General features: G+C 47.3%; 29 protein-coding genes and 1 tRNA gene. All 30 read right to left on the minus strand.

Features of this window, described 5'->3' with window-relative positions:
- Positions 1-10 precede the first annotated feature (10 nt).
- Entirely contained in the window at positions 11-508 is a 498-nt protein-coding gene (rpsE, locus tag AC5SXE_RS08625; RefSeq protein ID WP_303882654.1) for a 30S ribosomal protein S5, read from the minus strand.
- 15 nt (positions 509-523) lie between these two features.
- Positions 524-892, minus strand: coding sequence for a 50S ribosomal protein L18 (gene rplR / locus AC5SXE_RS08630; protein WP_303882653.1), 369 nt, complete (start codon positions 890-892; stop codon positions 524-526).
- A gap of 15 nt (positions 893-907) precedes the next feature.
- A complete protein-coding gene (rplF, locus tag AC5SXE_RS08635) occupies positions 908-1,447 on the minus strand; it encodes a 50S ribosomal protein L6 (protein WP_493917298.1) in 540 nt (179 codons plus the stop codon).
- 14 nt (positions 1,448-1,461) lie between these two features.
- Positions 1,462-1,866 (minus strand): 30S ribosomal protein S8, encoded by a 405-nt coding sequence (gene rpsH, locus AC5SXE_RS08640; protein ID WP_303882651.1) that lies wholly within the window; start codon positions 1,864-1,866, stop codon positions 1,462-1,464.
- A 26-nt stretch (positions 1,867-1,892) separates the two neighbouring features.
- Positions 1,893-2,078 (minus strand): type Z 30S ribosomal protein S14, encoded by a 186-nt coding sequence (locus tag AC5SXE_RS08645; RefSeq protein WP_303882649.1) that lies wholly within the window; start codon positions 2,076-2,078, stop codon positions 1,893-1,895.
- A gap of 19 nt (positions 2,079-2,097) precedes the next feature.
- Positions 2,098-2,640 carry a 50S ribosomal protein L5 gene (rplE, locus tag AC5SXE_RS08650; protein WP_303882648.1) on the minus strand — a complete coding sequence of 181 codons (543 nt, stop codon included), beginning with the start codon at positions 2,638-2,640 and terminating at the stop codon, positions 2,098-2,100.
- Between the two features lie 19 nt (positions 2,641-2,659).
- The gene (rplX, locus tag AC5SXE_RS08655) at positions 2,660-2,986 is read right to left on the minus strand and encodes a 50S ribosomal protein L24 (RefSeq protein WP_310849092.1); all 327 of its coding nucleotides are present in this window, start codon (positions 2,984-2,986) and stop codon (positions 2,660-2,662) included.
- Positions 2,987-3,001: 15 nt separating this feature from the next.
- Positions 3,002-3,370, minus strand: a complete 369-nt coding sequence (gene rplN, locus AC5SXE_RS08660; protein WP_310849091.1) for a 50S ribosomal protein L14 — start codon at positions 3,368-3,370, stop codon at positions 3,002-3,004.
- A 5-nt stretch (positions 3,371-3,375) separates the two neighbouring features.
- Positions 3,376-3,669 carry a 30S ribosomal protein S17 gene (gene rpsQ, locus AC5SXE_RS08665; protein ID WP_310849089.1) on the minus strand — a complete coding sequence of 98 codons (294 nt, stop codon included), beginning with the start codon at positions 3,667-3,669 and terminating at the stop codon, positions 3,376-3,378.
- 13 nt (positions 3,670-3,682) lie between these two features.
- Positions 3,683-3,898, minus strand: coding sequence for a 50S ribosomal protein L29 (rpmC, locus tag AC5SXE_RS08670; RefSeq protein ID WP_310849086.1), 216 nt, complete (start codon positions 3,896-3,898; stop codon positions 3,683-3,685).
- A complete protein-coding gene (gene rplP / locus AC5SXE_RS08675; RefSeq protein WP_303882638.1) occupies positions 3,895-4,323 on the minus strand; it encodes a 50S ribosomal protein L16 in 429 nt (142 codons plus the stop codon). The genes rpmC and rplP overlap by 4 nt, the downstream gene beginning before the upstream one ends.
- A gap of 7 nt (positions 4,324-4,330) precedes the next feature.
- On the minus strand, positions 4,331-5,005 hold the full coding sequence (gene rpsC / locus AC5SXE_RS08680) for a 30S ribosomal protein S3 (RefSeq protein ID WP_310849083.1): 675 nt from the start codon (positions 5,003-5,005) through the stop codon (positions 4,331-4,333).
- Positions 5,006-5,017: 12 nt separating this feature from the next.
- Complete coding sequence (gene rplV / locus AC5SXE_RS08685; RefSeq protein WP_303882633.1) at positions 5,018-5,350, minus strand: 50S ribosomal protein L22; 333 nt, start codon at positions 5,348-5,350, stop codon at positions 5,018-5,020.
- An 11-nt stretch (positions 5,351-5,361) separates the two neighbouring features.
- The gene (rpsS, locus tag AC5SXE_RS08690) at positions 5,362-5,643 is read right to left on the minus strand and encodes a 30S ribosomal protein S19 (RefSeq protein ID WP_310849080.1); all 282 of its coding nucleotides are present in this window, start codon (positions 5,641-5,643) and stop codon (positions 5,362-5,364) included.
- Between the two features lie 16 nt (positions 5,644-5,659).
- Positions 5,660-6,493, minus strand: coding sequence for a 50S ribosomal protein L2 (rplB, locus tag AC5SXE_RS08695; RefSeq protein ID WP_493917190.1), 834 nt, complete (start codon positions 6,491-6,493; stop codon positions 5,660-5,662).
- Between the two features lie 13 nt (positions 6,494-6,506).
- Positions 6,507-6,806, minus strand: coding sequence for a 50S ribosomal protein L23 (gene rplW, locus AC5SXE_RS08700; protein ID WP_303882630.1), 300 nt, complete (start codon positions 6,804-6,806; stop codon positions 6,507-6,509).
- On the minus strand, positions 6,803-7,429 hold the full coding sequence (gene rplD, locus AC5SXE_RS08705; protein ID WP_493917191.1) for a 50S ribosomal protein L4: 627 nt from the start codon (positions 7,427-7,429) through the stop codon (positions 6,803-6,805). Before rplD ends, rplW begins: the two co-directional genes overlap by 4 nt.
- A 2-nt stretch (positions 7,430-7,431) precedes the next feature.
- The gene (gene rplC, locus AC5SXE_RS08710) at positions 7,432-8,061 is read right to left on the minus strand and encodes a 50S ribosomal protein L3 (protein ID WP_310849073.1); all 630 of its coding nucleotides are present in this window, start codon (positions 8,059-8,061) and stop codon (positions 7,432-7,434) included.
- A 32-nt stretch (positions 8,062-8,093) separates the two neighbouring features.
- Positions 8,094-8,399, minus strand: a complete 306-nt coding sequence (gene rpsJ, locus AC5SXE_RS08715) for a 30S ribosomal protein S10 (protein WP_303882624.1) — start codon at positions 8,397-8,399, stop codon at positions 8,094-8,096.
- Positions 8,400-8,428: 29 nt separating this feature from the next.
- Positions 8,429-9,631: an elongation factor Tu gene (gene tuf, locus AC5SXE_RS08720; protein ID WP_493917192.1), complete on the minus strand. Its 1,203-nt coding sequence runs from the start codon at positions 9,629-9,631 to the stop codon at positions 8,429-8,431.
- 58 nt (positions 9,632-9,689) lie between these two features.
- The gene (gene fusA, locus AC5SXE_RS08725) at positions 9,690-11,765 is read right to left on the minus strand and encodes an elongation factor G (protein ID WP_493917193.1); all 2,076 of its coding nucleotides are present in this window, start codon (positions 11,763-11,765) and stop codon (positions 9,690-9,692) included.
- Positions 11,766-11,801: 36 nt separating this feature from the next.
- Positions 11,802-12,272, minus strand: a complete 471-nt coding sequence (gene rpsG, locus AC5SXE_RS08730) for a 30S ribosomal protein S7 (protein WP_310849067.1) — start codon at positions 12,270-12,272, stop codon at positions 11,802-11,804.
- Positions 12,273-12,299: 27 nt separating this feature from the next.
- Positions 12,300-12,671 (minus strand): 30S ribosomal protein S12, encoded by a 372-nt coding sequence (gene rpsL, locus AC5SXE_RS08735; protein WP_303881384.1) that lies wholly within the window; start codon positions 12,669-12,671, stop codon positions 12,300-12,302.
- A gap of 19 nt (positions 12,672-12,690) precedes the next feature.
- Entirely contained in the window at positions 12,691-12,960 is a 270-nt protein-coding gene (locus AC5SXE_RS08740) for a ribosomal L7Ae/L30e/S12e/Gadd45 family protein (protein ID WP_323720953.1), read from the minus strand.
- A gap of 110 nt (positions 12,961-13,070) precedes the next feature.
- The gene (gene rpoC, locus AC5SXE_RS08745; protein ID WP_493917194.1) at positions 13,071-18,026 is read right to left on the minus strand and encodes a DNA-directed RNA polymerase subunit beta'; all 4,956 of its coding nucleotides are present in this window, start codon (positions 18,024-18,026) and stop codon (positions 13,071-13,073) included.
- Positions 18,027-21,569: a DNA-directed RNA polymerase subunit beta gene (gene rpoB / locus AC5SXE_RS08750; RefSeq protein WP_310849060.1), complete on the minus strand. Its 3,543-nt coding sequence runs from the start codon at positions 21,567-21,569 to the stop codon at positions 18,027-18,029.
- A 190-nt stretch (positions 21,570-21,759) separates the two neighbouring features.
- Positions 21,760-21,846 (minus strand) — tRNA-Leu (locus AC5SXE_RS08755).
- Between the two features lie 62 nt (positions 21,847-21,908).
- Positions 21,909-22,901 (minus strand): L-threonylcarbamoyladenylate synthase, encoded by a 993-nt coding sequence (locus AC5SXE_RS08760; protein WP_493917195.1) that lies wholly within the window; start codon positions 22,899-22,901, stop codon positions 21,909-21,911.
- A complete protein-coding gene (gene tgt / locus AC5SXE_RS08765) occupies positions 22,898-24,028 on the minus strand; it encodes a tRNA guanosine(34) transglycosylase Tgt (RefSeq protein WP_493917196.1) in 1,131 nt (376 codons plus the stop codon). Before tgt ends, AC5SXE_RS08760 begins: the two co-directional genes overlap by 4 nt.
- A 3-nt stretch (positions 24,029-24,031) precedes the next feature.
- Positions 24,032-24,805 carry a TatD family hydrolase gene (locus AC5SXE_RS08770; protein WP_493917197.1) on the minus strand — a complete coding sequence of 258 codons (774 nt, stop codon included), beginning with the start codon at positions 24,803-24,805 and terminating at the stop codon, positions 24,032-24,034.
- Position 24,806: the final 1 nt, after the last annotated feature.

A 24,806-nucleotide genomic window follows, 5' to 3' on the forward strand; every position in this document is an offset into this window, starting at 1 on the left:
ATCACCCCCGCTAAGCCTGTTCGCTTTTTCCGCGCAATCTCATTATTTCATCAGGATTACGCAAGGCTTTGACCGCCTCAAGTGTAGCATAGGCGACATTAATCGGATTTGACGTCCTTCCTATGACCTTGGTCAACACGTCTTTAACTCCGCCCAACTCCATAATGGCACGCACAACGGCTCCTGCTATGACGCCTGTTCCAGGGGCAGCTGGCCTCAACAACACTTTTGCCGCCCCAAAGTTGGCTATCACAGGATGCGGAATGGTGTTGCCTACTTTTTTGACTTCAACAAGATTTTTCTTAGCCTTTTCGATACCTTTTCGCACTGCTTCCGGTATTTCTCTGGCCTTCCCAAGGCCAACGCCTATATAGCGATCGCCATCGCCTACCACTACGAGGACGCTAAACTTAAACCTCTTTCCACCCTTTACCACTTTGCTGACTCTATTTATAGCGATAACCCTTTCAGTGAGTTCCACGCCTTTTGGTATCGTTATCCTAACCATGCAAAGACTCCCCCTTTATAACTTCAATCCGGCATCGCGAGCAGCATCTGCAAGCGCCTTGACCTTGCCGTGATAGGTATGGCCGCCACGATCGAAGACGACTTCCTTAATGCCTTGCTCTGTCGCTCTCTTTGCGATAAGCTGTCCAACTGCTTTAGCTGCCGCAAGGGAACCTGGGTTCGTCTGAAGAGGTTTGAGTTCCTTGTCCAAAGTTGAAGCGGAAACTAAGGTGCATCCCTGCTCGTCATCAATCACTTGCGCATATATATGTTTTAGGCTCCGAAATACGCAGAGTCTCGGCTTTTCGGAAGTACCGTGGACTTCTTTCCTAATCCTCTTGTGCCGAAAAAGGCGCATCTCATTACGCGTTTTACGCTTAATCAAATTGGCCCACCTCCCTTATGCAGCGCTAGCCTTGCCAGCTTTGCGCTTAACAACTTCACCAACATATCTAATTCCTTTGCCTTTATAAGGCTCAGGTGCCCTGAAAGATCTTATTATCGCGGCTACTTGTCCGACCGCTTGTTTATCTGCCCCTGAGACTTTTATCTTAGTCGGACCATCGGTCGTAACGGCCACTCCTTCTGGGGGTGTGTATTCAACGGGATTAGAATAGCCCAGATTGAGCAAGAGCTTTTGCCCCTGCATTTGCGCCCTATATCCCACTCCAACCAACTCAAGCTCCTTTTCGAACCCTTGAGTCACACCGTGGACAATGTTGTTCAACATCGCCCTAACGAGTCCATGAAAGGCTTTCGTTTTTTTGTCTTCACCTTTCCGAGTGACCTTTATATACTCATCGGTTAGTTCTACATCGATGTTGGGAAGCAAATCAAAGCTCAACTCCCCTTTTGGACCTTTTACCCTGACAGTACGACCGTTCAGGGTAACGCTTACCCCCTTTGGGATGGGTATCGGTTTTCGTCCAATCCTAGACAACATCCTCACCCCTTCTACCACACGTAACATAGGACTTCCCCGCCGAGGCCTTTTTTTCTGGCCTCCGCATCGGTCATTAGTCCGCTTGAAGTCGATATTATCGCAATTCCAAGCCCACCAATAACTTTAGGTATATCCCTGCTATTGACATATATGCGCCTTCCGGGCTTGCTGACTCGACGCAACCCCTGAATTACGCGTTCCTTATTGGGTCCATAGTTCAAGTATAACCGCAATATCTGATAAGGCTTCCCAGGTTCGTTTATCACTCTAAAATTCTTGATGTAACCCTCTTCCTTCAATACTCGCGCTATACGATGCTTTATGTTGCTCATCGGCACATCCACCATCTCGTGGTAGGCCATGTTCGCATTGCGTATACGCGTTAGCATGTCAGCAATCGGATCTGTAACATACATTGCCGATCCTCCTTTATTTCATAGGGCTACCAGCTGGACTTTACGACGCCGGGTATTTTTCCCTGTCGCGCCAAATCCCTAAAACAGCACCTACACATGTTAAATTTCCTTATAAAAGCCCTAGGGCGACCGCAAAGGGGACATCTGTTGTACTTTCTCACCTTAAACTTTGGTTCTCTTTGGGCTTTTATCTCAAGAGCTTTCCTTGACATCTGATCTTGACCTCCCTCATCATTGCCTAAAGGGCATTCCTAGCTCTTTTAGCAACCCGTAAGCTTCCTCATCCGTATTTGCCGTCGTCGTGATGCTCACGTTCATGCCCCGGATGCGCAAAATATCGTCGTAATCGATTTCTGGAAAGATCAATTGCTCCTTTAAGCCCAAGTTATAGTTTCCTCGCCCATCCAGTCCTTTGCGCGATACACCTTGGAAGTCCTTTATTCTCGGCAAAGCGAGCGATATTAGTCTGTCCAAGAATTCCCACATCCTCGGGCCTCTCAGCGTTACACAGCAAGCTACAGGCATGTCCTTTCTGAGCTTAAAGCCAGCAACAGACTTCTTTGCCCTTTTTAAAACCGGCCGTTGTCCCGTAATCATAGCAAGTTCGTTCATAGCCGCGTCTAGATACCTTATGTCCTGTTTCGCTTCGCTAACGCCTATGTTCACGACGATCTTTTCGATCCTTGGCACTTGCATGACGTTCTTGTAATTGAAGTTTTTCATCATGCGCGGAATAACTTCACTTCTGTATTTTTCAAGTAATCGCGGAACCATTTACTTGTTCCCCCTCAACTTAAAGCTTATCAACTATTTCGCCACACTTCTTGCAAAGGCGAACCTTCCGTCCGTCCTCTAAAAACGCACGAGATACCCGTGTCGCTTTTCCGCAGGCAGGACAAACCAACATAACCTTGTCCACGTGAATCGGGGCTTCTTGGCGGACAATCCCGCCTTTAGGATTTTTCTGCGAAGGCCTAGTATGCTTGGTGACAATGTTTATGCCCTCGACCAATACCATGCCTCCTGAAGACATGCGCCGCAAAACCTTACCTTCTTTCCCCTTATCTTTACCTGAAATTATGCGGACAAGATCCCCTTTTTTAATTCGCATCTTAGACATAAGCCATCCGCCTCCTCAAACGACCTCGGGGGCTAGCGATACGATGCGCGTATAGCCCTTATCCCTTAATTCTCTGGACACAGGACCAAATATGCGTGTACCACGCGGATTCCCCTGGTTATCGATTATCACGGCTGCGTTATCGTCAAATCGAACATAGGTTCCGTCCCGCCGCCTAATTTCCTTTCTCACACGCACTATAACGGCGCGCACAACATCGCCTTTTCTTATTTTACTGTTCGGTATAGCCTCTTTAACGGAGGCAATAATCACGTCACCTACAGTACCATACCGTCTTTGACTTCCTCCCGTGACTTGGATGCATCTGATTTTCTTCGCACCCGAGTTATCGGCCACGTTCAACATTGTACGAAACTGTATCATGGCCTTTATTCCTCCTCGACAGCCTCAGTATGCTCCAAGAGAGGAGCACGCTCCAAAATTTTTACGACTTTCCATCTTTTTCTTCGTGAAAGTGGTCGCGTTTCCTCAATTAAAACTTTATCGCCCATTAAGCATGCGTTCTCTTCGTCGTGAGCCATGAATTTCTTACTCTTTAGGACAGGCTTGTGATAGAACGCGTGCTTTGCTATTCTGTCTACCCTGACCACAACCGTCTTATCCATCTTGTTGCTGACTACAATTCCTCTTTTGACTTTTCTTTGAGCTTTACGCCCCTCCATAGAACTCCCTCCCTTAACTCAATACCGAGGAGCGATCTCGCCCGGTTTCTTTCTCTCGCATGATAGTGAGTATCCTGGCAATAATTCGCTTCACTTCTGTTATCCTAGCAGTGTTGGAAAGTTGACCAATCGCGTGCTGAAAGCGAAGATTGTACAACTCTTTTTTGTATTCTTTATGCTTATCCTTTAACTCTTCAACGGTCAGGTCACGCAACTCTTTAGGCCTCATTGTCCTCCACCACCTATTTCTTCCCTTTCAACCACTCGTACCTTAATGGGCAACTTATGCGCAGCTGAACGGAACGCTTCTTCTGCTACTTCCCTGGGAACTCCTGCCACTTCGAAGATCACTCGTCCTCGTTTAACTGGAGCAACCCAAAATTCCGGGTTACCTTTGCCCTTACCCATTCTTGTCTCTAAAGGTTTCTTCGTATATGCAACGTCAGGGAAAACTCTTATCCAGAGCTTACCGCCCTTCTTCATCTTACGTGTTATGGCAATACGTGCCGCCTCGATTTGCCTGGCCGTTAACCAGATGTTTTCGAGGGCCTGCAATCCATAATCTCCGAAGGCGACCGTTGCGCCACCCTTCGTCCTGCCTCGCAAAGGCCTACGAAAAGGTTTTCTGTACTTGACTCTTTTTGGCATCAACATAACCACTTCACCTCCTCTCGCTCGCAACCTCATCGCGAGGTCTTTCTTCGAGCGAGGGTAATACATCTCCGTTATAGATCCACACCTTTACGCCTATAATGCCGTACATCGTCCTGGCTTCGGCGAATCCGTAATCTATATCTGCCCTCAAGGTCGATAATGGTAATCGACCTTCTAGATACCACTCCCGCCTGGCTATTTCCGCACCGCCCAAACGACCGGAACATTGGGTTTTAATCCCCAATGCACCTGCTTTCATTGCACGAAATATGGCTTGTTTCATGGCCCGCCTGAAGGAAACCCTTCTCTCTAAAGCAGATGCTATACCTTCAGCGACTATTTGAGCGTTCTTATCGGGATCTTTAATTTCTTGCACATTGATCATTACCCGGGAACCAGTAATTTTCTGAAGTTCATCGCGAACTTCCTGTATTTCGCTTCCACCTCTGCCTATGACAACTCCGGGCCTTGCAGTCCAAATCGTAAATCGTATTACATTTCCAATTCTTTCTATCTCGACCGCTGAAACACCGGCATGTCCCCATCTATTCTTTATCCACTTTCGCAACTTGATATCTTCATGCAATTGTTTGGCAAAATTCTTTTTGTCGGCATACCATCGAGACTCCCAGTCACGGATGACGCCTAGACGATAACCAACGGGATGAACCTTCTGTCCCATCTTTATACCTCCTTACTTTTCAGCCACTACTATGGTAATGTGACAAGTTCGGTGATTGAAGGGATGAGCCCTTCCCATTGAAACAGGCTTCCATCTTTTTAAAGTGGGGCCTTCATCCGCGACGGCCTTAACCACGTAGAGTTCGTCCACGCTCAAGCCAAAGTTGTGATCTGCATTGGCAATAGCACTGTTTAATGTTTTTTCAATATAGCGTGCTGCTTTTTTGGGACAATAGCGCAAGATTAAGAGCGCTTCATCCGCCTTCTTGCCACGGATCAATGACAAAACTTGTCTCGCCTTAAAGGGTGAAATTCTAACTTGTCTGGATACAGCTCTTGCTTCCATCTTTACTCACCCTACCTTATCCTAGTCCTGCGCTCTTGACCTGCGTGTCCGCCAAATTTGCGCGTTGGAGCAAACTCGCCAAGTTTATGACCCACCATATTCTCACTTATATAAATCGGTATATGAGTGCGTCCGTTATGAACTGCAACGGTATGCCCAATCATGCTTGGGACGATCGTCGATCTTCTGGACCATGTCTTAATGACTCGCTTCGTTCCGGTCGCATTCATTTCCTCAATCCTTTTTAGCAACTTTGGGTCCACATAAGGACCTTTTTTCACCGAACGGGGCATAAGTTAATTCCCTCCCTTACGAAACTTTCCTGCGGCGAACAATATGCTTGTTCGAGGCCTTCTTGGGCTTTCGAGTTTTATACCCCTTAGCTGGAATTCCGGTAGCTGAAACGGGATGCTTGTTCGACTTCGTTCTGCCCTCACCACCGCCCAAGGGGTGATCGACGGCATTCATGGCTATAGGTCGAGTGCGAGGCCTTCTCCCAAGCCATCTTTTCCTGCCGGCTTTTCCGTGAACTTCGTTTTCGTGTTCGACGTTACCGACCTGACCGACCGTAGCAACGCATTCTTGCAAGACGTATCTTATTTCGCCGCTCGGCATCCTAAGCAATACGTACTTACCCTCTTTTGCCATGATCTGAACCTGAGCTCCTGCCGAACGAGCCATAACTCCGCCTCTGCCCGGCTGTAACTCCACATTGTGAACAAATGTACCAACGGGTATATCACGCAACTTTAAAGCGTTGCCCGGCCTGATATCAGCGTTTTCACCCGCCATAATCTGGTCTCCTACTTTTAAACCCACAGGTGCCAGGATATAGCGCTTCTCTCCATCGATATAATGTATAAGCGCAATCCTCGCGGACCTATTGGGGTCGTACTCGATTGCGGCCACTTTCCCAGGAACGCCAATTTTGTTTCTCTTGAAATCAATCATTCGATAGAGCCTCTTGTGTCCGCCTTCGCGATGACCGGCTGTTATCCTTCCTGCGTTATTTCTTCCAGCCGACTTTTTTTTCGGCGAAACAACTAGGCTTTTCTCGAAATCTTTCCTGGTAATTTCAGAAAAATTCGCAATAGCCATTTGGCGTCTACCAGGAGTCGTGGGCTTGTATTTCTTAATTCCCATTGGACTTCCCCCTTCAAATCGTCCTAGCGCCCTCGAAGAACTCAATGCGTTCGCCCGGGGCTAACGTAACGATCGCTTTTTTCCACCTTCTCGAGCGTCCTAAAAATCGCCCAAGGCGCTTTGGTTTCGGTTTTATGTTGACAGTATGGACCTTTTCAACTTTGACTTTAAATATTTCCTCTACAGCTTTTTTAATCTCCACCTTGTTTGCCCCTGGATGCACCTCAAAGGTGTACTTGTTATAAACCATGTGACGGCTACTTTTCTCGGTAATTATAGGCCGCAGTATTATATCGTATGCCGTTAACTTCACGCCGAGTACACCTCCTCTAATTTTTGTGCCGCGTCTTTCGTGAGTATCAGATGCTCGTGGTTCAAGATCTCATAAACGTTGATGCTATCTACGTGCAAGACCTTTGTCCCAGGTATGTTTTTAGAAGCCATGTAAAGATTAGGCATAGACTCGTGTATTACGATCAAAGGCTTTTTTTGAACGTCAGCGCGTGCCAGAAAGGCATACATATCTTTAGTCTTGTGCGACATGGACTCGATGCCTTCGACCAAGAGCAATTTGTTTTCCCTTACCTTCAAGCTCAATGCGCTCTTGATGGCCAAACGCCTGACCTTTTTATTAACCTTCTGATCGTAGGAACGCGGCTTAGGCCCATGCGCAACTCCTCCTCCAACCCATATAGGAGAGCGTATGCTCCCGTGTCTGGCCCTTCCGGTGTGTTTTTGCCTCCACGGCTTTCTTCCGCCACCACGGGCTTCTCCTCTTGTCCTCGTCGAATGGGTACCTTGTCTTTGTGCTGCCAAATAAGCCACAACAACCTGATGCATGGCGGAAACATGAATTCTGGCCGCAAAAACCTCATCGGCAAGGGCAACTTCGCCCACCTTTTGTCCATCGATTCCAATTACATCGACAGTAGGCATAACTAGCCCTCCTTTTTATGCACCATAACAAGGCCATTACGTGGCCCTGGAATGGCTCCTTTAATCAATAGCAAGTTGTTTTCTTTGTCTATCGCCACGACAGTAAGGTTTTTAACGGTTACCCTTTCGTTTCCCATACGACCAGGCATGGCTTTTCCCTTAAAAACATGGCCCGGGGAACTGCTGGCCCCCGATGATCCTGGTTTTCTGTGAAACAAAGAAGTGCCGTGGCTCGCAGGACCGCCTCCAAGGCCGTGCCGTTTTACGACGCCTGCAAAACCTTTGCCCTTGCTAGTCCCAGTTACGTCCACAATTTCGCCTTCCTTAAAGATGGACACATCTATGGTCTGACCAACCTCGTAGGCCGTAACGTCATCTACGCGAAACTCTCGCAACCAACGTTTTGGTTCAATGCCCGTCTTTTTAAACATTCCTTGTAATGGTTTATTTAACTTATTTAGTTTAGCCCTTCCAAAACCTAAAACTATAGCCGAATACCTCTCAACTTCCGGTTTCCTCAATGCAACGACGGTACACGGACCTGCTTCTACAACGGTCACGGGCACCGCTACACCTTCGTCATCAAATATTTGGGTCATACCCACTTTATAACCTAATATTCCCAAACTCATCCAAATTTCTCTCCTTTCAGCTCAGAGCTCCCCTACAGTTGTATTTGTATATCTACCCCTGAGGGGAGGTTCAGCTGCATCAGCGCTTCCATAGTCTTCTGTGTAGGATCAATTATGTCTATTAGTCGCTTGTGAGTGCGCATCTCAAACTGCTCACGCGCGTCCTTATCCTTATGCGGCGATTTTAGCACTGTATATTTATTAATTACGGTCGGCAAGGGTATGGGGCCTGAAACCTTGGCCCCCGTTCTTTTGGCCGTTTCTGCAATCTGCAGCGCCGAAGCGTCTAAAACCCGATGATCAAAGGCCTTTAACCTAATCCTTATGTTTTGAGCCATTCCACGTCCCCCCTTTCACCTTAAGGGGATTACTCCAGTATCTCGGTCACTACGCCGGCACCTACCGTACGACCGCCTTCTCTTATGGCAAACCTCAGTCCCCTTTCGAGTGCTACGGGAACTATGAGCTTGACTTCTATGTTGGCGTTATCTCCGGGCATTACCATCTCGACGCCCTCGGGAAGGGTTATCTCGCCCGTGACGTCGGTCGTCCTGAAGTAAAACTGAGGCTTGTATCCGTTGAAGAAGGGAGTGTGCCTTCCGCCTTCTTCCTTCTTCAAGACGTAGATCTCGGCCTTGAAGCGCTTGTGGGGAGTGATGGTCCCCGGCTTTGCCACGACTTGACCTCTTTCTACTTCATCTTTGTCCACGCCTCGAAGGAGTATGCCTATGTTATCGCCTGCTATGGCCTCGTCCAGTATTTTTCTGAACATCTCAAGGGAAGTGGCAACGGTCTTTATCTTGTCTTCCCTCATTCCGACGATCTCTACTTCCTCTCCGGGGGTGATCCTTCCCCTCTCTACCCTTCCCGTAACCACGGTACCTCTGCCCGTTATGGAGAATACGTCCTCTATGGGCATGAGGAAGGGTTGATCCATGGGCCTTTCGGGGAGAGGTATGTAGCTGTCGCAGGCATCCATCAGTTCCCATATCTTGCCGCACCACTCGCACTCCCTCTTGCCGCATCCGCATTCTAGGGCTTTTAGGGCAGAACCCCTTATGATGGGAACTTCGTCTCCGGGGAAGTCGTAGCTTGAAAGAAGCTCTCTTACTTCCATCTCCACCAGGTCAAGCAACTCCTCGTCGTCTACCATGTCCACCTTGTTCATGAAGACTATTACGACCGGCACGTTGACCTGTCTTGCCAGAAGGACGTGTTCCCTCGTCTGGGGCATGGGTCCATCTGCTGCTGAGACCACGAGTATGGCCCCATCCATCTGAGCTGCTCCGGTGATCATGTTTTTTATGTAGTCAGCGTGACCGGGGCAGTCTATGTGGGCGTAGTGCCTCTCGTCCGTTTGGTATTCCACGTGGGATATGCTTATCGTTATTCCCCGCTCCCTTTCCTCGGGTGCCTTGTCTATTTCTTCGAAGGCCGTGAAGTCGGCATACCCTACGGTGGACAGCACCCTCGTTATGGCAGCGGTCAAGGTAGTCTTGCCGTGGTCTATGTGCCCTATGGTTCCTATGTTTAAATGTGGTTTTACCCTCTCAAACTTTGCCTTTGCCATGCTTGTCAGCCTCCCTAAAAAATTTAATAATTTGCCTAAATTGTTAATAAACGGACGTCTAAGACGCCGATGCTAAAAGCTTCTCGGCCACCTCGGGCGGCACTTCCTCATAATGACTAAATTGCATTGTAAAGGTAGCTCGACCAGATGTCTTGTTCCTCAGCGCACTGGCATAGCCAAACATCTCCGCCAGCGGTACATAAGCCTTCACAACCTTAGCTCCTGATCGAGTGGTCATGTTTTCAATGCGACCTCTTCGTGATGACAGATCTCCAATCACATCACCTAAATATTCTTCCGGAGTTACTACTTCTACCTCCATGATTGGTTCCATCAATACAGGATTAGCCTTTCTCATGGCCTCTTTAAAGGCCATAGAAGCAGCTATCTTAAAGGCCATCTCGGAGCTATCAACCTCATGAAAGCTTCCATCCACCAAAGAAACCTTGACTCCTATGACGGGGTACCCTCCTATAATGCCACTGGTAAGAGCTTCTTCTATTCCTTTTTGTATAGCTGGTATAAACTCTTTAGGTATAACGCCACCAACAATTTTATCCTCAAATTCGTAACCCGCATGTCCTGACATTGGTTCTATTTCGAGCACTACATGACCATATTGGCCTCGACCGCCAGACTGACGTATGAATTTGCCTTCTCCTGCCGCAGGTTTTTTGATCGCTTCACGATAGGCAACCTGAGGTTTGCCGACCCTCACGTCGACCCCAAACTCCCTTCTCAACCTCTCCACTATGACCTCCAAATGGAGTTCACCCATGCCAGAGATTATCGTCTGGCCAGTCTCGTGATCTATTGCAACCCTAAAAGTAGGGTCTTCTTCCGACATGGCAGCTAAACCCTTTGACAATTTGACTTGATCTGCCTTGCTCGCCGGTTCGATGGCTAGAGAAATCACAGGCTCCGGGATGTTCATGCCCTCCAACAGTATGGGCTCTCTTTCGTCACATAGGGTATCGCCCGTTCGAGTGCTTTTTAAACCGGGTAGCGCTACGATCGTACCGGCTGGCGCGGACTCAATATCTTCGCGTTTGCTAGCATGAACCCTCAATATTCTACCGACACGCTCTCTTTTCTCAGTATTTGCGTTAAAGACCGTCATGCCAGTATGCAATGTCCCACAATATATTCTTGTATAAACCACTCTGCCCACAAAGGGATCCACCAGGACCTTGAAAGCCAAAGCTGAAAAGGGCCCCTCCGGATCAGTGTGGCGCACCACTTCCTCTCCAGTTCTTAGGTCAACGCCCTTGACCGGAGGAATTTCTAAAGGAGATGGAAGGTAGTCAATGATAGCGTCAAGCAACAGTTGAATGCCCTTGTTTTTAAGGGCAGATCCACAAAGAAGCGGAACCAGCTTTAGATCGATGGTCCCAAGGCGCAATGCTTTTCGAATCTTCTCTTCAGAAACCTCTTTTCCTTCGAGATAGGCTTCCATAATTTTGTCATCTATTTCAGCCAAGGCCTCTATCAGATGTTCGCGCCATTTTTGAGCCTCAGCCAAATATGCTTGCGGTATCTCATCCAACTCCATGCGAGTGCCCAGTTCATCTGCATACTCTACGGCTCTCATCCCAACCAGGTCAATAATGCCCCTAAAGGCATCTTCCGCGCCCATGGGCAATTGAATGGGAACCGGGTTTGCCCCCAATCGCTCATCTATTTGCCTCATAACATCAAAAAAGTTAGCGCCAACTCTGTCCATTTTGTTTATAAAGGCAATCCTCGGCACCCTGTATTTATCAAGCTGACGCCATACAGTTTCTGACTGAGGTTCCACCCCGCCAACAGCGCAAAATACGGCAACTGCCCCGTCTAGCACTCTTAGGGAGCGTTCAACCTCCATCGTAAAGTCCACGTGCCCGGGCGTATCAATTAAGTTAATCATGTGATCTTTCCAATAGCATGTAGTAGCCGCTGAAGATATGGTAATACCCCGCTCACGCTCTTGCTCCATGAAATCCATGGTTGCAGCGCCTTCATGAACCTCGCCTATTTTGTGGATTTTACCAGTATAAAACAATATTCGCTCCGAAGTCGTCGTCTTGCCAGCATCAATATGAGCTGCTATGCCTATGTTTCGAATGCTTCGAATATCTATTCCTCCGTCGCTCATGCTTTACAAATCACCACCCTGCATGATACCTGTTTCCTACCATCTATAATGGGCAAATGCCCTGTTCGCTTCCGCCATTCTATGTGTGTCCTCTCGTTTCTTTATAGCTGTACCTTCTCCTTTGTAGGCATCGATAAATTCCCTGGCCAAACATTCGATCATGGGAATTCCCTTACGAGACCTGGCGCTCTTTATAATCCACCGTATTGCTAACGCCTGGGCCCGATAAGGTGCCACCTCGACCGGTACTTGATAAGTTGCTCCTCCGACACGTCTAGGCCTGACCTCAACTAAAGGTTTAACGTTCTCTAAGGCCTTTTCGAATACTTCATCGGGGGCAACATTAAGCCTTTTTCCAGCTTGTTCCAAGGCCTCGTAAACAATGCGTTCAGCAACGCTCTTCTTGCCGTCGTACATTAGACAATGAATGAACTTAGCTATGGCCTCGCTCTTATATAACGGATCAGGATCAACTTTTCTTTTTGCCACATGCCCCTTTCGCGGCATGACATCAACCTCCTCGCTTGTTCTTGGCTATTTTGGCTTTCTCACGCCGTACTTAGATCTACTCTGACGGCGATTTTCCACACCGCCACAATCAAGTGCCCCGCGTATTATATGATAACGGACGCCCGGCAAATCCTTGACGCGTCCCCCACGAACTAATACCACTGAGTGTTCCTGCAAGTTATGGCCTATGCCTGGAATGTAGGCGGTCACTTCAATACCATTCGTCAATCTCACGCGAGCCACTTTCCTCAATGCAGAGTTCGGCTTCTTGGGAGTGACGGTATATACCCTCGTGCAAACGCCTCTTTTTTGAGGATTTCCCTGAAGCGCAGGAGCACCAGAACGTTTCTTTTTTCCTTTACGTCCTTGACGTATTAGCTGATTTATGGTAGCCACAAAAGTCCCCCCTTTAGCTTTATTGAGCTTCCTTTGTCTGTTTATCCTTTAACAAACCGGCTACAGCCGCTGGTCTTTCAATGACACAAGCCCTTCCCAATATCTTGGAATTATCAACCCATTCCACGGGTATTTCCCTAATCTCTGCTTCCTTTAATATGGGTTCGATGACCTTTCTTTCAGCGTCACGTGCGAAAAATATCTTCTTGATCTCAGATCTTAATAATCTACGCAAAACACTTTTGGCTCCTACGACGCGATCGCTTTCAACAAGCTCATGTAAGGACATGACAAACCTCCTCTTAACGACATGAGCACCGTGGAATAATATCAACGCTGGGACTTTATGTCAAGTGGGGTCTTCCTTGCAGGTCGACCCCATGATCGAAATACACCTTATCATGAACGATCCACGGACACAGGTTCGTACAAAATTTCTCCTTCGGCTTCCACTATTTCAAAGTTGCGATTTGCGGCTGCTCCAGTGCCAGCGGGAATCAGATGTCCAATTATGACGTTTTCCTTTAAACCTCTCAGATAATCTATTTCGCCACGAACGGCAGCAGAAGCTAAGGCCTGAGCCGTTTGCTGGAATGATGCCGCAGATAGGAAACTGTCAGTTGCAAGGGCAGCCTTGGTGATCCCCAATAACACCGGTTTCCATATTGGCTCTTGGCGAAGCTTTCTCACGAAGATAACCCTTTGAATTAACCTTTCGACTTGAGAAAGGGCCAATATGGGTCTTACAACAATCTTTGTAGGTTCAACCTCTATGATGCGCTCCAGGACTTGTTGATTTATCTCCGTTCCGGCAGAAACCACTATATTGCCCAAATTATCCTTCACCGGTTCCAGCAAAACCTTGCCATAGATCTTTTCTGTCATCACGCTATGCAGTATCTTTTGCCTCGAGTAAATCTCACCGTCTGCTTCAATAGCTGTTGTTTTGCCCTCGATTATTCCGCGAACTATGCTGCCATCGACAATGGGAGGAATGTCCTCAGGTTCGTTACCACTTGAATCGATGACCTTGCTCAGCGAGCGTCCCCAAATCTTGCTGATCAAATATTCCTGAATTGCGTCGGATAGATCTATGGTCTCGGGTGCCTTCCATATTTTGATTTCCTTGATCGATTTTTCCTTCAACTTCAGAGCTATATCCTTCGTTAAGAGTGCATCTTTATGTGCTATGACCTCCCCATCGCAAAGGACATCTTCAGCCAAATAAGTGACATCGCAGAGCGAGAACAGCTTATCGGTATCCAAAACCTGCAAGGGCTTTCGCAAATCTTGGGTTATAAGCGCAAGCTGTTTGATGGTTAAGGGGGAGTTGGCCTCAATGCGCACTCTGTCGCCTACTTCGTAGGGTTCAAGGAGCTCTAATCCCTCAAGTTCGCGCCGGAAAAGCGACTCTCCAACTATGACACGAACTAGTTCCCCTTCGTCTTCTACGATCAATTCTGTAAGCGCTGTGCCGGGTTGAAGCAGAATTTTTATTGCCTGTTCATCGAGTACTTCCCCTTTATATTGCGCCGCATGCTCTAAAGATCCCTTGCCGATAACATCTCTCAAAATCTTGCCCTTTAACAAGGCAACTGATTCATCCAGGCAACGCTGATTGTGGCTCTGGATTTCTTGAATTTCCTTTTCCAGCTCATCTATCCATACTATCTCTCCAACCACGTAAGAAGTATCACCTTCATCGGCTATGCGCACCTTGTTCATCGGAGCTACCTTACGCAAGATGACCTCAATATGTTTGTTGTTTATCGAAACTCCCTGGGATTTGTAAACCTCTTGTATTCCATCGACCAAATATGTATGAACGGCCTCGATCCCCTTTACTTCCATCAGTTGTTGCGGATCGATATAGCCTTCCGTTAAAATCTGGCCCTTTTTGACGACATCTCCTTCTTCCACCAAAAGCAGCTGGGCCGATGGCACATTAAATGTGGTTTTCTCATCCCTGCTATCCGAATGTATAACTATCTTTCTCTTTCCTCCCATATCTCGGATTTCAACCACTGTACCGTCAATTTCAGAAAGTAGGGCTATCTTTTTAGGCTTTCTCGCCTCAAACAACTGTTCGACGCGGGGTAAGCCTTGGGTGATATCCTCTCCCGTGATCCTGACTCCGCCGGTATGAAATGTCCTCATCGTAAGTTGAGTGCCAGGCTCTCCAATCGATTGGGCAGCGACAATGCCTACGGATTCTCCTATGGCAACGGGCTTCCTCGTGGACAGATCAAGACCATAACACCTTTGACATACACCGTTGCGTAAGGCACAAGTCATGGGGCTTCTTACCCATATGCCTTCGATATTTGCCGCTTCTATGTTTTCGGCCTTGACTTGATCTATGATTTCGCCCGCTTTTACGAGTACTGTCCCTTCAAGCGGATGTCGCACATCTTCAAGCGCAGTCCTTCCGTATACCCTTTCGCTCAAAGGAATCACAACTTTGCCATCTTGAAGCAAGGGTGCTACAAATACGCCCTTATCGGTGCCGCAATCCTCTTCCAGGATGATCAAGTCTTGCGATACATCAACGAGACGTCTCGTCAAATATCCCGATTTGGCCGTCCTCAAAGCTGTATCAGCAAGCCCTTTCCTTGCTCCGTGGGTAGAAATGAAATATTCCAACATGTTTAAGCCTTCTCTGAAGTTCGATATGATGGGATAATCAATGACTTTGCCCGATGGGTCGGCCATAACCCCTCGAATACCGGACAACTGCGATAGCTGGCTTTTGCTGCCACGCGCTCCGGAATCCACCATCATTCGAAGAGGGTTTAATCCATCCATGTGTTCTAAGATGCAGTCTGCAATTCTTGCCGCCGCTTCCGTCCAAAGCAACTCTGTTTCTCTGAGGTACTCATCCTCTGTCAAAATGCCCATGCCATATTGAGCATTCAGCTCGCTTTCCTTTTTCATGGCCTCTCTTACAATTTCTTCCTTCTCGGGAGGAGTGACGACGGAATCAATGTTCAAGGAAACACCGCTTTTAGTAAACCACTTATAACCCAAGAACTTAATGTCATCCAGCATTTTTACGAGATCTTCGTGTTCTACCTTATCAAAAGCCAGATCTAACATTGACCCTAAATCCTTCTTGGCTATTTGTCTGTTTATATATCTGAGAGATGGATGAAGCACGCTGTTAAACAAAGCCCTTCCAGGAGAGGTTTCAATGAACTCTCCTTCCCACAGCATTTTGACCTTTGCATGGGGATGGACATTCCCGTGGTCAAGTGCTATAAGTACGTCTTCTATATCCTTAAAGGTCATGCCTTCTCCCTTTTGGCCTTCGACCATGGCTGTCAAGTAGTATATTCCGAGCACTACGTCTTGTGTGGGCGTGACTATAGGCCGCCCATGCGCCGGCGATAATAAATTGTGTCCTGCAAGCATCAGCACTCTGGATTCAGCTTGGGATTCTAAGGATAAAGGAACGTGCACGGCCATTTGATCTCCATCGAAATCAGCGTTGAATGCAGTGCAGACCAAGGGATGCAGCCTAATGGCCTTGCCTTCCATGAGCAATGGTTCAAAGGCCTGGATTCCCAATCTATGAAGCGTGGGAGCACGATTTAGCATGACGGGATGATCTTTTATTATCTCTTCCAAGGCTTCCCAGATTTCATCCCTTCTGCGCTCTATTATGCGTTTTGCCCCTTTCACATTTGAAGCTATGCCCTTTTCTATCAACTTATGCATCACAAAGGGTCTGAACAACTCCAAGGCCATTTCCTTTGGCAATCCGCACTGGTATAGTTTTAACTCAGGTCCTATAACGATTACAGACCTTCCCGAGTAATCAACGCGCTTGCCAAGTAAATTTTGACGAAAACGACCTTTCTTCCCCCTTAGCAAATCCGTTAAGCTTTTAAGGGGGCGATTGCCCGCTCCTAGGACAGCTTTGCCAACTCGGCCGTTGTCTATCAGGGCATCAACTGCCTCTTGCAGCATCCTCTTTTCGTTCCTGATTATCATCTCGGGCGCACGAAGTTCCTGCAATCTCTTTAACCGATTGTTTCGATTTATAACACGCCTGTAAAGGTCGTTTAAATCAGATGTAGCAAACCTTCCTCCATCCAACTGTACCATCGGTCGCAGATCAGGAGGAATTACGGGCAAGACGCTTAATATCATCCATTCGGGCTTACTGTCGCCCTTCCTAAAATCCTCGACAACCTGCAGGCGCTTTATCAGCCTGCGCTTCTTTTGACCCGTCGAATTTGCGGTTTCCTCTCTCAATGATGCAGCCAATTCATCTATATCTATTATCTTTAACAACTCTAAAATGCTTTCAGCTCCGATGCCAGCCGCAAAGTCCTTATCGTAAGCCTTACATAACTTTTGTTCCCTTTCTATTATGATGTCGCACTGTTCGAAAGGAGAATCGCTGCCATCGATCACTATATACGACGGATCTTCGACGACCACAGTTTCCTGCTGAGAAGCAAACCTTTCAGGATAATTTTTCATATAAAGCTGCAGCTCCGACGCTGAAACTATGTCATCTTTCGAGAAGGGAAGGCGAACTGTAGCGATTACCAAAAAGGCTTCCTGATTCTTGATGGCCAACCTCTCAAATTCGACTTTTATGCCTTGCTTTTTAAGTCGTTCGATATCACTCTGGCTTGCTACGTCCCCTACCTTCAGGGTTGCACCCTCTTCGATCTCGGTTATAGTGTAAGCCGGCTCAACCCTAAAGAGGTCATCCCCATACTCCGTCCGATAACGAGATACCTGCTGAGCCGAGAGCACATCCCCATCCTTCAAGGGTAGATCATCTACGCTAGTAATGCGATAAGCCTCTTCTGCCTTAAACTTTGGATCATAATGCCTATGTATGCGCTCTTCACAGGCAGGAATGAGATCGCCTTTTTTGGCCAAATCAGGCCTTTTGCCCTCCATGACGACCTTATACAAAAGCTCTCTTCTCCTAATAGGCGCGAAGTAAATTACTCTCTCCAAATCTTTGGCTGTCGTCCCCAAAAACAAGTTAAGCCTGCTCGGAATACCGCGCAGATACCAAATGTGAACAACGGGGCATGCCAGTTCTATATGACCCATCCGTTCCCGCCTTACCTTGCTGTCGGTTACCTCCACGCCACAGCGATCACAAATTATCCCTTTAAACCTTGGTCCGTTGCGTTTATATTTTCCACATGCACACTCATAACTCCTCACAGGACCAAATATACGCTCGCAGAACAGCCCGTCTTTTTCAGGCCTAAGCGTCCTGTAATTTATCGTCTCCGGCCTTTTCACTTCGCCGCTTGACAGTTCTCTTATCCTTTCCGGACTTGCCAATCTAATTCGAACGCCAACAATCTCACGCTTATCCATTTATGCATCATCCCCCTCAGGGTCAACCTCTTCTTCGCTTGGATTTCCAAAGATCCTGGCTTCCAATTTTACTTTCGCTTCTTCTTTCGCCTGTGTTTCGACCGGTTTTTTCTCCGGCTCTTTCTTCAGGTGTTTTTCTTCCTCCTCGGCATACCCTATGCTTTCATCGTCATATAGCACTTGCACATCCAGACCTAATCCCTGAAGTTCCTTGATCAGCACTCGGAAACTTTCCGGAACGCCAGGGCTGCCTATATTTTGACCTTTAACAATGCTTTCAAAGGTCTTAAGTCGCCCTTGCACGTCGTCGGACTTGATTGTCAACATCTCCTGTAAGGTATGGGCTGCTCCGTACCCCTCTAAAGCCCATACTTCCATCTCTCCGAACCGCTGCCCACCAAATTGGGACTTTCCTCCCAAAGGTTGCTGCGTAATCAAGCTATAAGGACCAACGGATCGTGCGTGAATCTTGTCATCTACGAGATGAATAAGCTTAAGCATGTACATATATCCCACGGTTACCTTATTTTCGAAGGGTTCGCCAGTCCTACCATCGTAAAGGACAATGCTTCCGTCTCTCGTAAGATCAGGGAATTTGCGATCTCGAATTTCTTCAATATACTCGCATATCTCTTCCACCGAAGCGCCTTCAAAAACCGGAGTAGCCACGTTCCATCCATTGTAATAGGCCACGAGTCCCAGCACAGTCTCGAGCACTTGCCCCAGATTCATACGACTTGGCACGCCCAGGGGATTTAAGACTACATCAACTGGAGTGCCGTCCGATAAATAAGGCATATCTTCGACTGGCAAGATGCGAGAAATCACGCCTTTGTTGCCGTGACGCCCGGCCATCTTGTCCCCAACGGTTATTTTCCTGAGCTGGGCCAAAAAAACTTTAACAACTTCGTTGACGCCTGGGGGAAGATCATCTCCATATTCTTCTCGGGAAAGCCTTTTTACGGCAACCACCTTACCACCCTCACCGTGAGGTACACGCAAAGAAGTATCTCTAACCTCGCGCGCCTTCTCTCCAAATATGGCCCTCAGCAACTTTTCCTCAGGTGTTTGGTCCGTTTCTCCCTTTGGAGAAACTTTGCCAACCAGTATGTCTCCCGCCCTTACCTCGGCTCCTACTCGAATGATCCCTCTTTCATCCAGATTTTTCAGTTGATCTTCACCAACATTAGGTATGTCTCTAGTGATCTCCTCGGGCCCTAACTTCGTATCCCTTGCATCTAATTCATACTCCTCTATGTGAATAGAGGTGTATACATCTTCTTTTACGAGCCTCTCGCTCAAGAGAATAGCATCCTCGAAGTTGTAACCTTCCCACCCCATAAAGGCGACCAACACGTTTCTTCCAAGGGCCAGCTCGCCTTGATCGACAGCTTGCCCGTCTACCAGGAAATCACCTGCCTCAACAACATCGCCTTTTTTAACGATAGGACGTTGATGTATAACTGTGCCCTGATTTGACCTCCTAAACTTGATCAAGGTATAGGTATCGATTTCTCCGTCATCGGCAGTAACCTGGATTTTATTGGCGTCCACGTATGTAACGGTACCTGCCTTTTTTGCCAAGATACAAGAACCCGAATCCCTTGCTACCTTTTCCTCTATGCCAGTCCCAACCAAGGGGGCCTCGCTTTGTATCAGAGGAACGGCTTGTCGTTGCATATTGGATCCCATCAATGCCCTGTTAGCATCATCGTGCTCCAAAAAGGGAATCAAAGCTGCCGATACTGATACTATCTGCTTTGGCGTCACGTCGATATAGTTGACTTGTTCAGGAGGCACTATAACTATGGAGCCACGATGTCTGACGTGTACGTCTTCTTGATTAATTCGACCATTTTCATCGAGCGGAATGTTCGCTCTTGCCACGAAAGCCTCGTCTTCTTCGTCAGCTGGTAAATACACAATCTCGTCAGTGACATAGCTGTCCCTAACGACTCGTTTAGGCGACATTAAAAATCCGTATTCATTCACCTTAGCGTAGTTGGCCAATGAGGTAACCAATCCGATATTTGGACCTTCCGGCGTTTCTATCGGACATATCCTGCCATAATGAGAGGGGTGCACATCCCTGGCCTCAAAACCAGCCCTTTCTCTTGTTAAGCCACCAGGTCCCATGGCTGACAACCTGCGTCTATGAGTTACATCGGCCAAAGGATTAGTTTGATCCATAAATTGGGATAACTGACTCGAACCGAAAAATTCCCTTATAGCCGCTGAAATTGGACGTATGTTTATAAGATCATGTGCAGTTGCTGCAGAAAGGTCTGGTGTGGTCGTCATCCGGTCCTTTGCTATTCGTTCCATCCTCAGCAATCCGATGCGGATCTGATTTTGAAGAAGTTCGCCGACTGAACGCACGCGCCTATTGGCCAAATGGTCTATGTCGTCCTCTCGCTCTATTCCATCTCTCAAGTTAAGTATTCCCTTAGTTATCGTTATTAAATCCTCGATTGTGAGCAATCGAACCTCTTCGGAGATATTAAGTCCTAATCTTCGATTTAGCTTATATCTTCCAACTCGACCAAGGTTATAACGCCTCGTATCGAAGAAAAGTGAGTTAACGTACTCCTTTGCGTTTTCTACCCTTAGAGGTTCGTTGGGACGCATGCGCTTAAAAATCTCCAACATCGCTTCTTCCGAAGAGTCAGTCCCGTCACGTTCAAGCGTAGCGGGAAAAACAGGATCTACATTCCACAGTCTCACCTTCGTACGGCCGCTATCCCACAATTTTTCCACGTGTTCTTTAGTAAGGCGGTCATTTTTGGGTATGATGACATGTCCTGCGTCATCTATGATATCCTCCGCTATCAGACGTCCTCTAACATCTTCCTCGACGAGGTCGACTTCCTCTTCAACACCGCCAAATGTTCTCAGCAACTCTGTGTTGTCCTTAAGGCCAAAGGCCTTCAGCAATACGGTTGCTGGCACCTTGCGGCGATTGTCTATATTCACGGACAAGACGTCACCTGGAGTAAGATCAAATTCGAGCCAAGCGCCTCTATCGGGAATTATTTTAGCTTTACACACTTCCTGTCCCGGTGAACCCGATTCGATGCTAAAATACACACCAGCGGAACGAGCAAGCTGATTCACGACAACCCTTTCCGTTCCGTTAATTATGAAACTTCCCCTATCCGTCATGACAGGGAAATCTCCGAGGAAAATTTCTTCTTCTTTTATCTCACCTGTATTGCGATTTACAAGCTGAACAGTGGCACGTAACGGCATCGACCATGTCAGGTCCTTTTGCCTGGCCTCCTCTTCAGTCAAAGTGGGTGGGTCGATGTAGTAGCGCACGAACTCTATGACAAAGGATCCGTCATAACTTTCTATCGGGAAAATCTCCTCGAGCAATTCCTGAAGCCCCTGGGATTTCCTGTAATCTGGAGGAACATCCGGTTGCAAGAACCAACTATATGATTCATGTTGCAACTCGACTAAATAAGGTAGAGCAACTAGCTCCTTTGAAGGGCCAAAGGTTAACCTTTTGCGTTTTCTCCCCATTTTTACAAACTCCGGCATGGGAGCAACGACCTCCCTATTCTATGTTTTTGATGGGTTAAAAGGGAATAACTGCTTATAATGCAAGCGAACATGATAACAGATGCCAAAGACTCTGTCAATATCACAAAATGACCTTTTCCATAATTTGAGGTAATTATGGATATTCTGCGTTTCTGAAGGGATTTATGTATATAATTTAGACATGTAATGGTGGGCAGGGGGGGATTTGAACCCCCACAGGCATCTTGCCCACTGGCTCCTGAGGCCAGCGCGTCTACCTTTCCGCCACCTACCCTCATTTCAACCACGTTCTAAGCAATTAATCATTATACTATGTTTCATAACCTCTCGTCAAACTCAGCCCAAGGACGCTCTGTAAAGTCGATCCCTAATGGCTAAACCCAGTCCCTCCTTCTTTGGATAATCAGCAACGATTACTTCTACTCCCCTCTTTTCAAGGTATCTTAAAGCCATAAACAGCCCCCGAGCATAATGTTCGAGAGATTCAAATAAGATGACATCATCGCCCACGCTTGAAGGCGGTTTCCTTATGCCCAAATAACCAATCTTTTTGACTTCAAGCTCGGGCCAATCCTCGCCTTCCTTCCACAACAAAACCTTACAACTCGGTGCATAATGTCTGTAGCGGGTGCCAGGTGACCTTCTTTTTTCGTCTGTTCTTTCGTTTCGATTTAAGCCCTCAGGCAGTATTACCCTTTCGCCAAAACTCTCCAAGGCCTCAACGGGCAGTCCTCCCGGCCTTAAAAGCACCACCCTTTCTCCCGTAACATCGATGACTGTGGACTCGACGCCAACATCGGTTGGACCGCTGTCCAGTATGACATCTACCTTATCTCCCAGATCATCGTAGACTGCCTCAGCGTTTGTGGGACTGGGCCTTCCGCTAGTGTTTGCGCTAGGGGCGGCTATGGGTATACCTGATTTTTCTATCAACGCAAGCGCCACCGGATGAGAAGGCATCCTTATAGCAACAGTGTCAAGCCCTCCGCTTGTAATCTTTGGAACTATCTCTTTTGACTTCATGACCAACGTCAATGGGCCAGGCCAAAATGCCTTCATTAAGTTTAAGGCCCTTTGACTGCAGTAAGCGATCTTTTGTGCCGCCTCCAGACTTGCTACATGTACGATCAAGGGGTTGTCCTGAGGCCTTCCTTTTGCGAGAAAAATTTTTCTTACAGCCTCTTCGTCTAAAGCATTCGCTCCAAGGCCATATACGGTCTCAGTAGGGAAAGCTACCAAACATCCTTCCCTTATCTTTTTAGCGGCGAGTTTTATTACCTCAACGTCGGGATTCCATTTATCCACCTTATATACGGCAACTTTTTTCAATCAGTTTCATCTCCAAATACTTTTTTGCAAACTTCCAAGAGTTGGGGAAAATTACCTTCAATAATGGCATTCCTGGATTTACGCGCAAGCTCTAACATAAAATGAAGATTGTGCCAGGTACATAACCTTGAGGCCAAGATCTCCCCTGCTTTGTGGAGATGACGAATGTAAGCCCGGCTAAAATTTTTGCATACGTAACAGTTGCACTCCGGATCTAAGGGGGAAAAATCTTCCCGAAGTTCAAGCCTTCGAACGTTTAAATTGCCCTTAGACGTCAAAACGGAGCCATTTCTCGCATTTCGCGTCGGTAGGACGCAGTCGAACATGTCCATACCTCTAGCAATCCCTTCCGTCATGTCAAGAGGATGGCCAACGCCCATCAAGTACCGGGGTTTATTCTTGGGCAATACTTGATCCATTAGCTCCAAGGTAGCATACATCAACTCCCTGGGTTCGCCTACGGCCAATCCGCCTATCCCATAACCGGGAAAATCCATATCAACTAAGGCATCACTGCAATATTTGCGCAAACTAGGAAACACCGACCCCTGCACTATGCCAAACAAGGCTTGATCCTTCCTGGAATGGGCCTGCTTGCATAACTTTGCCCATTTTATGGTCCTAAAAGTCGCCCCTTTAGCTTCGTCTTCGGTTATAGGGTAGGAAGTGCATTCATCGAAACACATGGCTATATCACCGCCAAGCGATTCTTCTATTGACATGACTAATGCGGGGGATAAAAAGTGCCTGCTGCCATCCAGGTGAGACTGAAATTCGACACCCTCATCATTTATTTTCCTGAAAGAGGTCAGGGAAAAAACCTGAAAACCTCCGCTGTCAGTCAAAATGGCCCTATCCCACCTCATAAACTCGTGCAAACCTCCGGCTTTCTCAATGACATCGATACCTGGGCGCAAATATAGGTGGTAGGCGTTGCACAAGATGATCCGAGCTCCTAACATCTCCAGTTCAAATGGCGCCATGGCCTTGACGGTGGCCTGAGTGCCAACAGGCATGAAACAAGGCGTCTCTATGATTCCGTGAGGAGTTAAAAGCCTTCCAGCTCTTGCTCCTGTATGAGGACATTCCGCAACAATCTCGTAATTAAAAAAATCGTAGTTTCTCATAAATTACCATCCTAAAAGACTCATCGAATTTTCCATTACAACTTTTGTTAACTCATCAAAAGGCATGCCCCGCAATGAAGCTATGGTCTCATAAACATAACTCACGTTGGCCGGTTCATTTACCTTTCCCCGCGAATTTTCAGGCGAAAGATAAGGAGAATCAGTTTCACAAAGTACCCTGTCCAAGGGAATGGACGCGGACACCTCCCTTAAGGCTTCATTTTTCTTATAAGTGATATTACATGCAAAGGAGATATAAAATCCCATATCGATTGCCCTCATTGCATGATCTTTGTTCCCCTGAAAGCAATGCAAAATCCCGCCCACTTCATGGGCGCCTTCCGACTTTAGGATAGCTAACGCCTCATCGTAAGCATCCCTTATATGACATATCAGCGGTTTTTTCAAGCTTTTGGCCCACTCTATGTGCTTTGCAAAGATGTCCCGCTGGGCACTGGCAGGGGAGAGGTTGCGATAATAATCCAATCCCGTCTCCCCTATGGCAATGACATGTTCGTTTTCACCCAAAGAAATGAGTTCTTCAGGTATTACTCCATTTAACTCTTTAGCGTCATGTGGATGAACGCCGACAGCAGCGAATGTCCTTATCGAAGATATCTCCTTTGCCAGCGATAGGGCCTCAAAGCTTGAGGCCTCGTCAGCACCCACCACCAACAAGCGTATTAAGCCCCTACCGGCAGCTCTTGACAAGACGTCATCGAGTCTTGACTTTAATGCTGGCATGTATATATGACAATGAGTATCAACTAGGGACACT

Source organism: Acetomicrobium sp. (assembly GCF_059026225.1).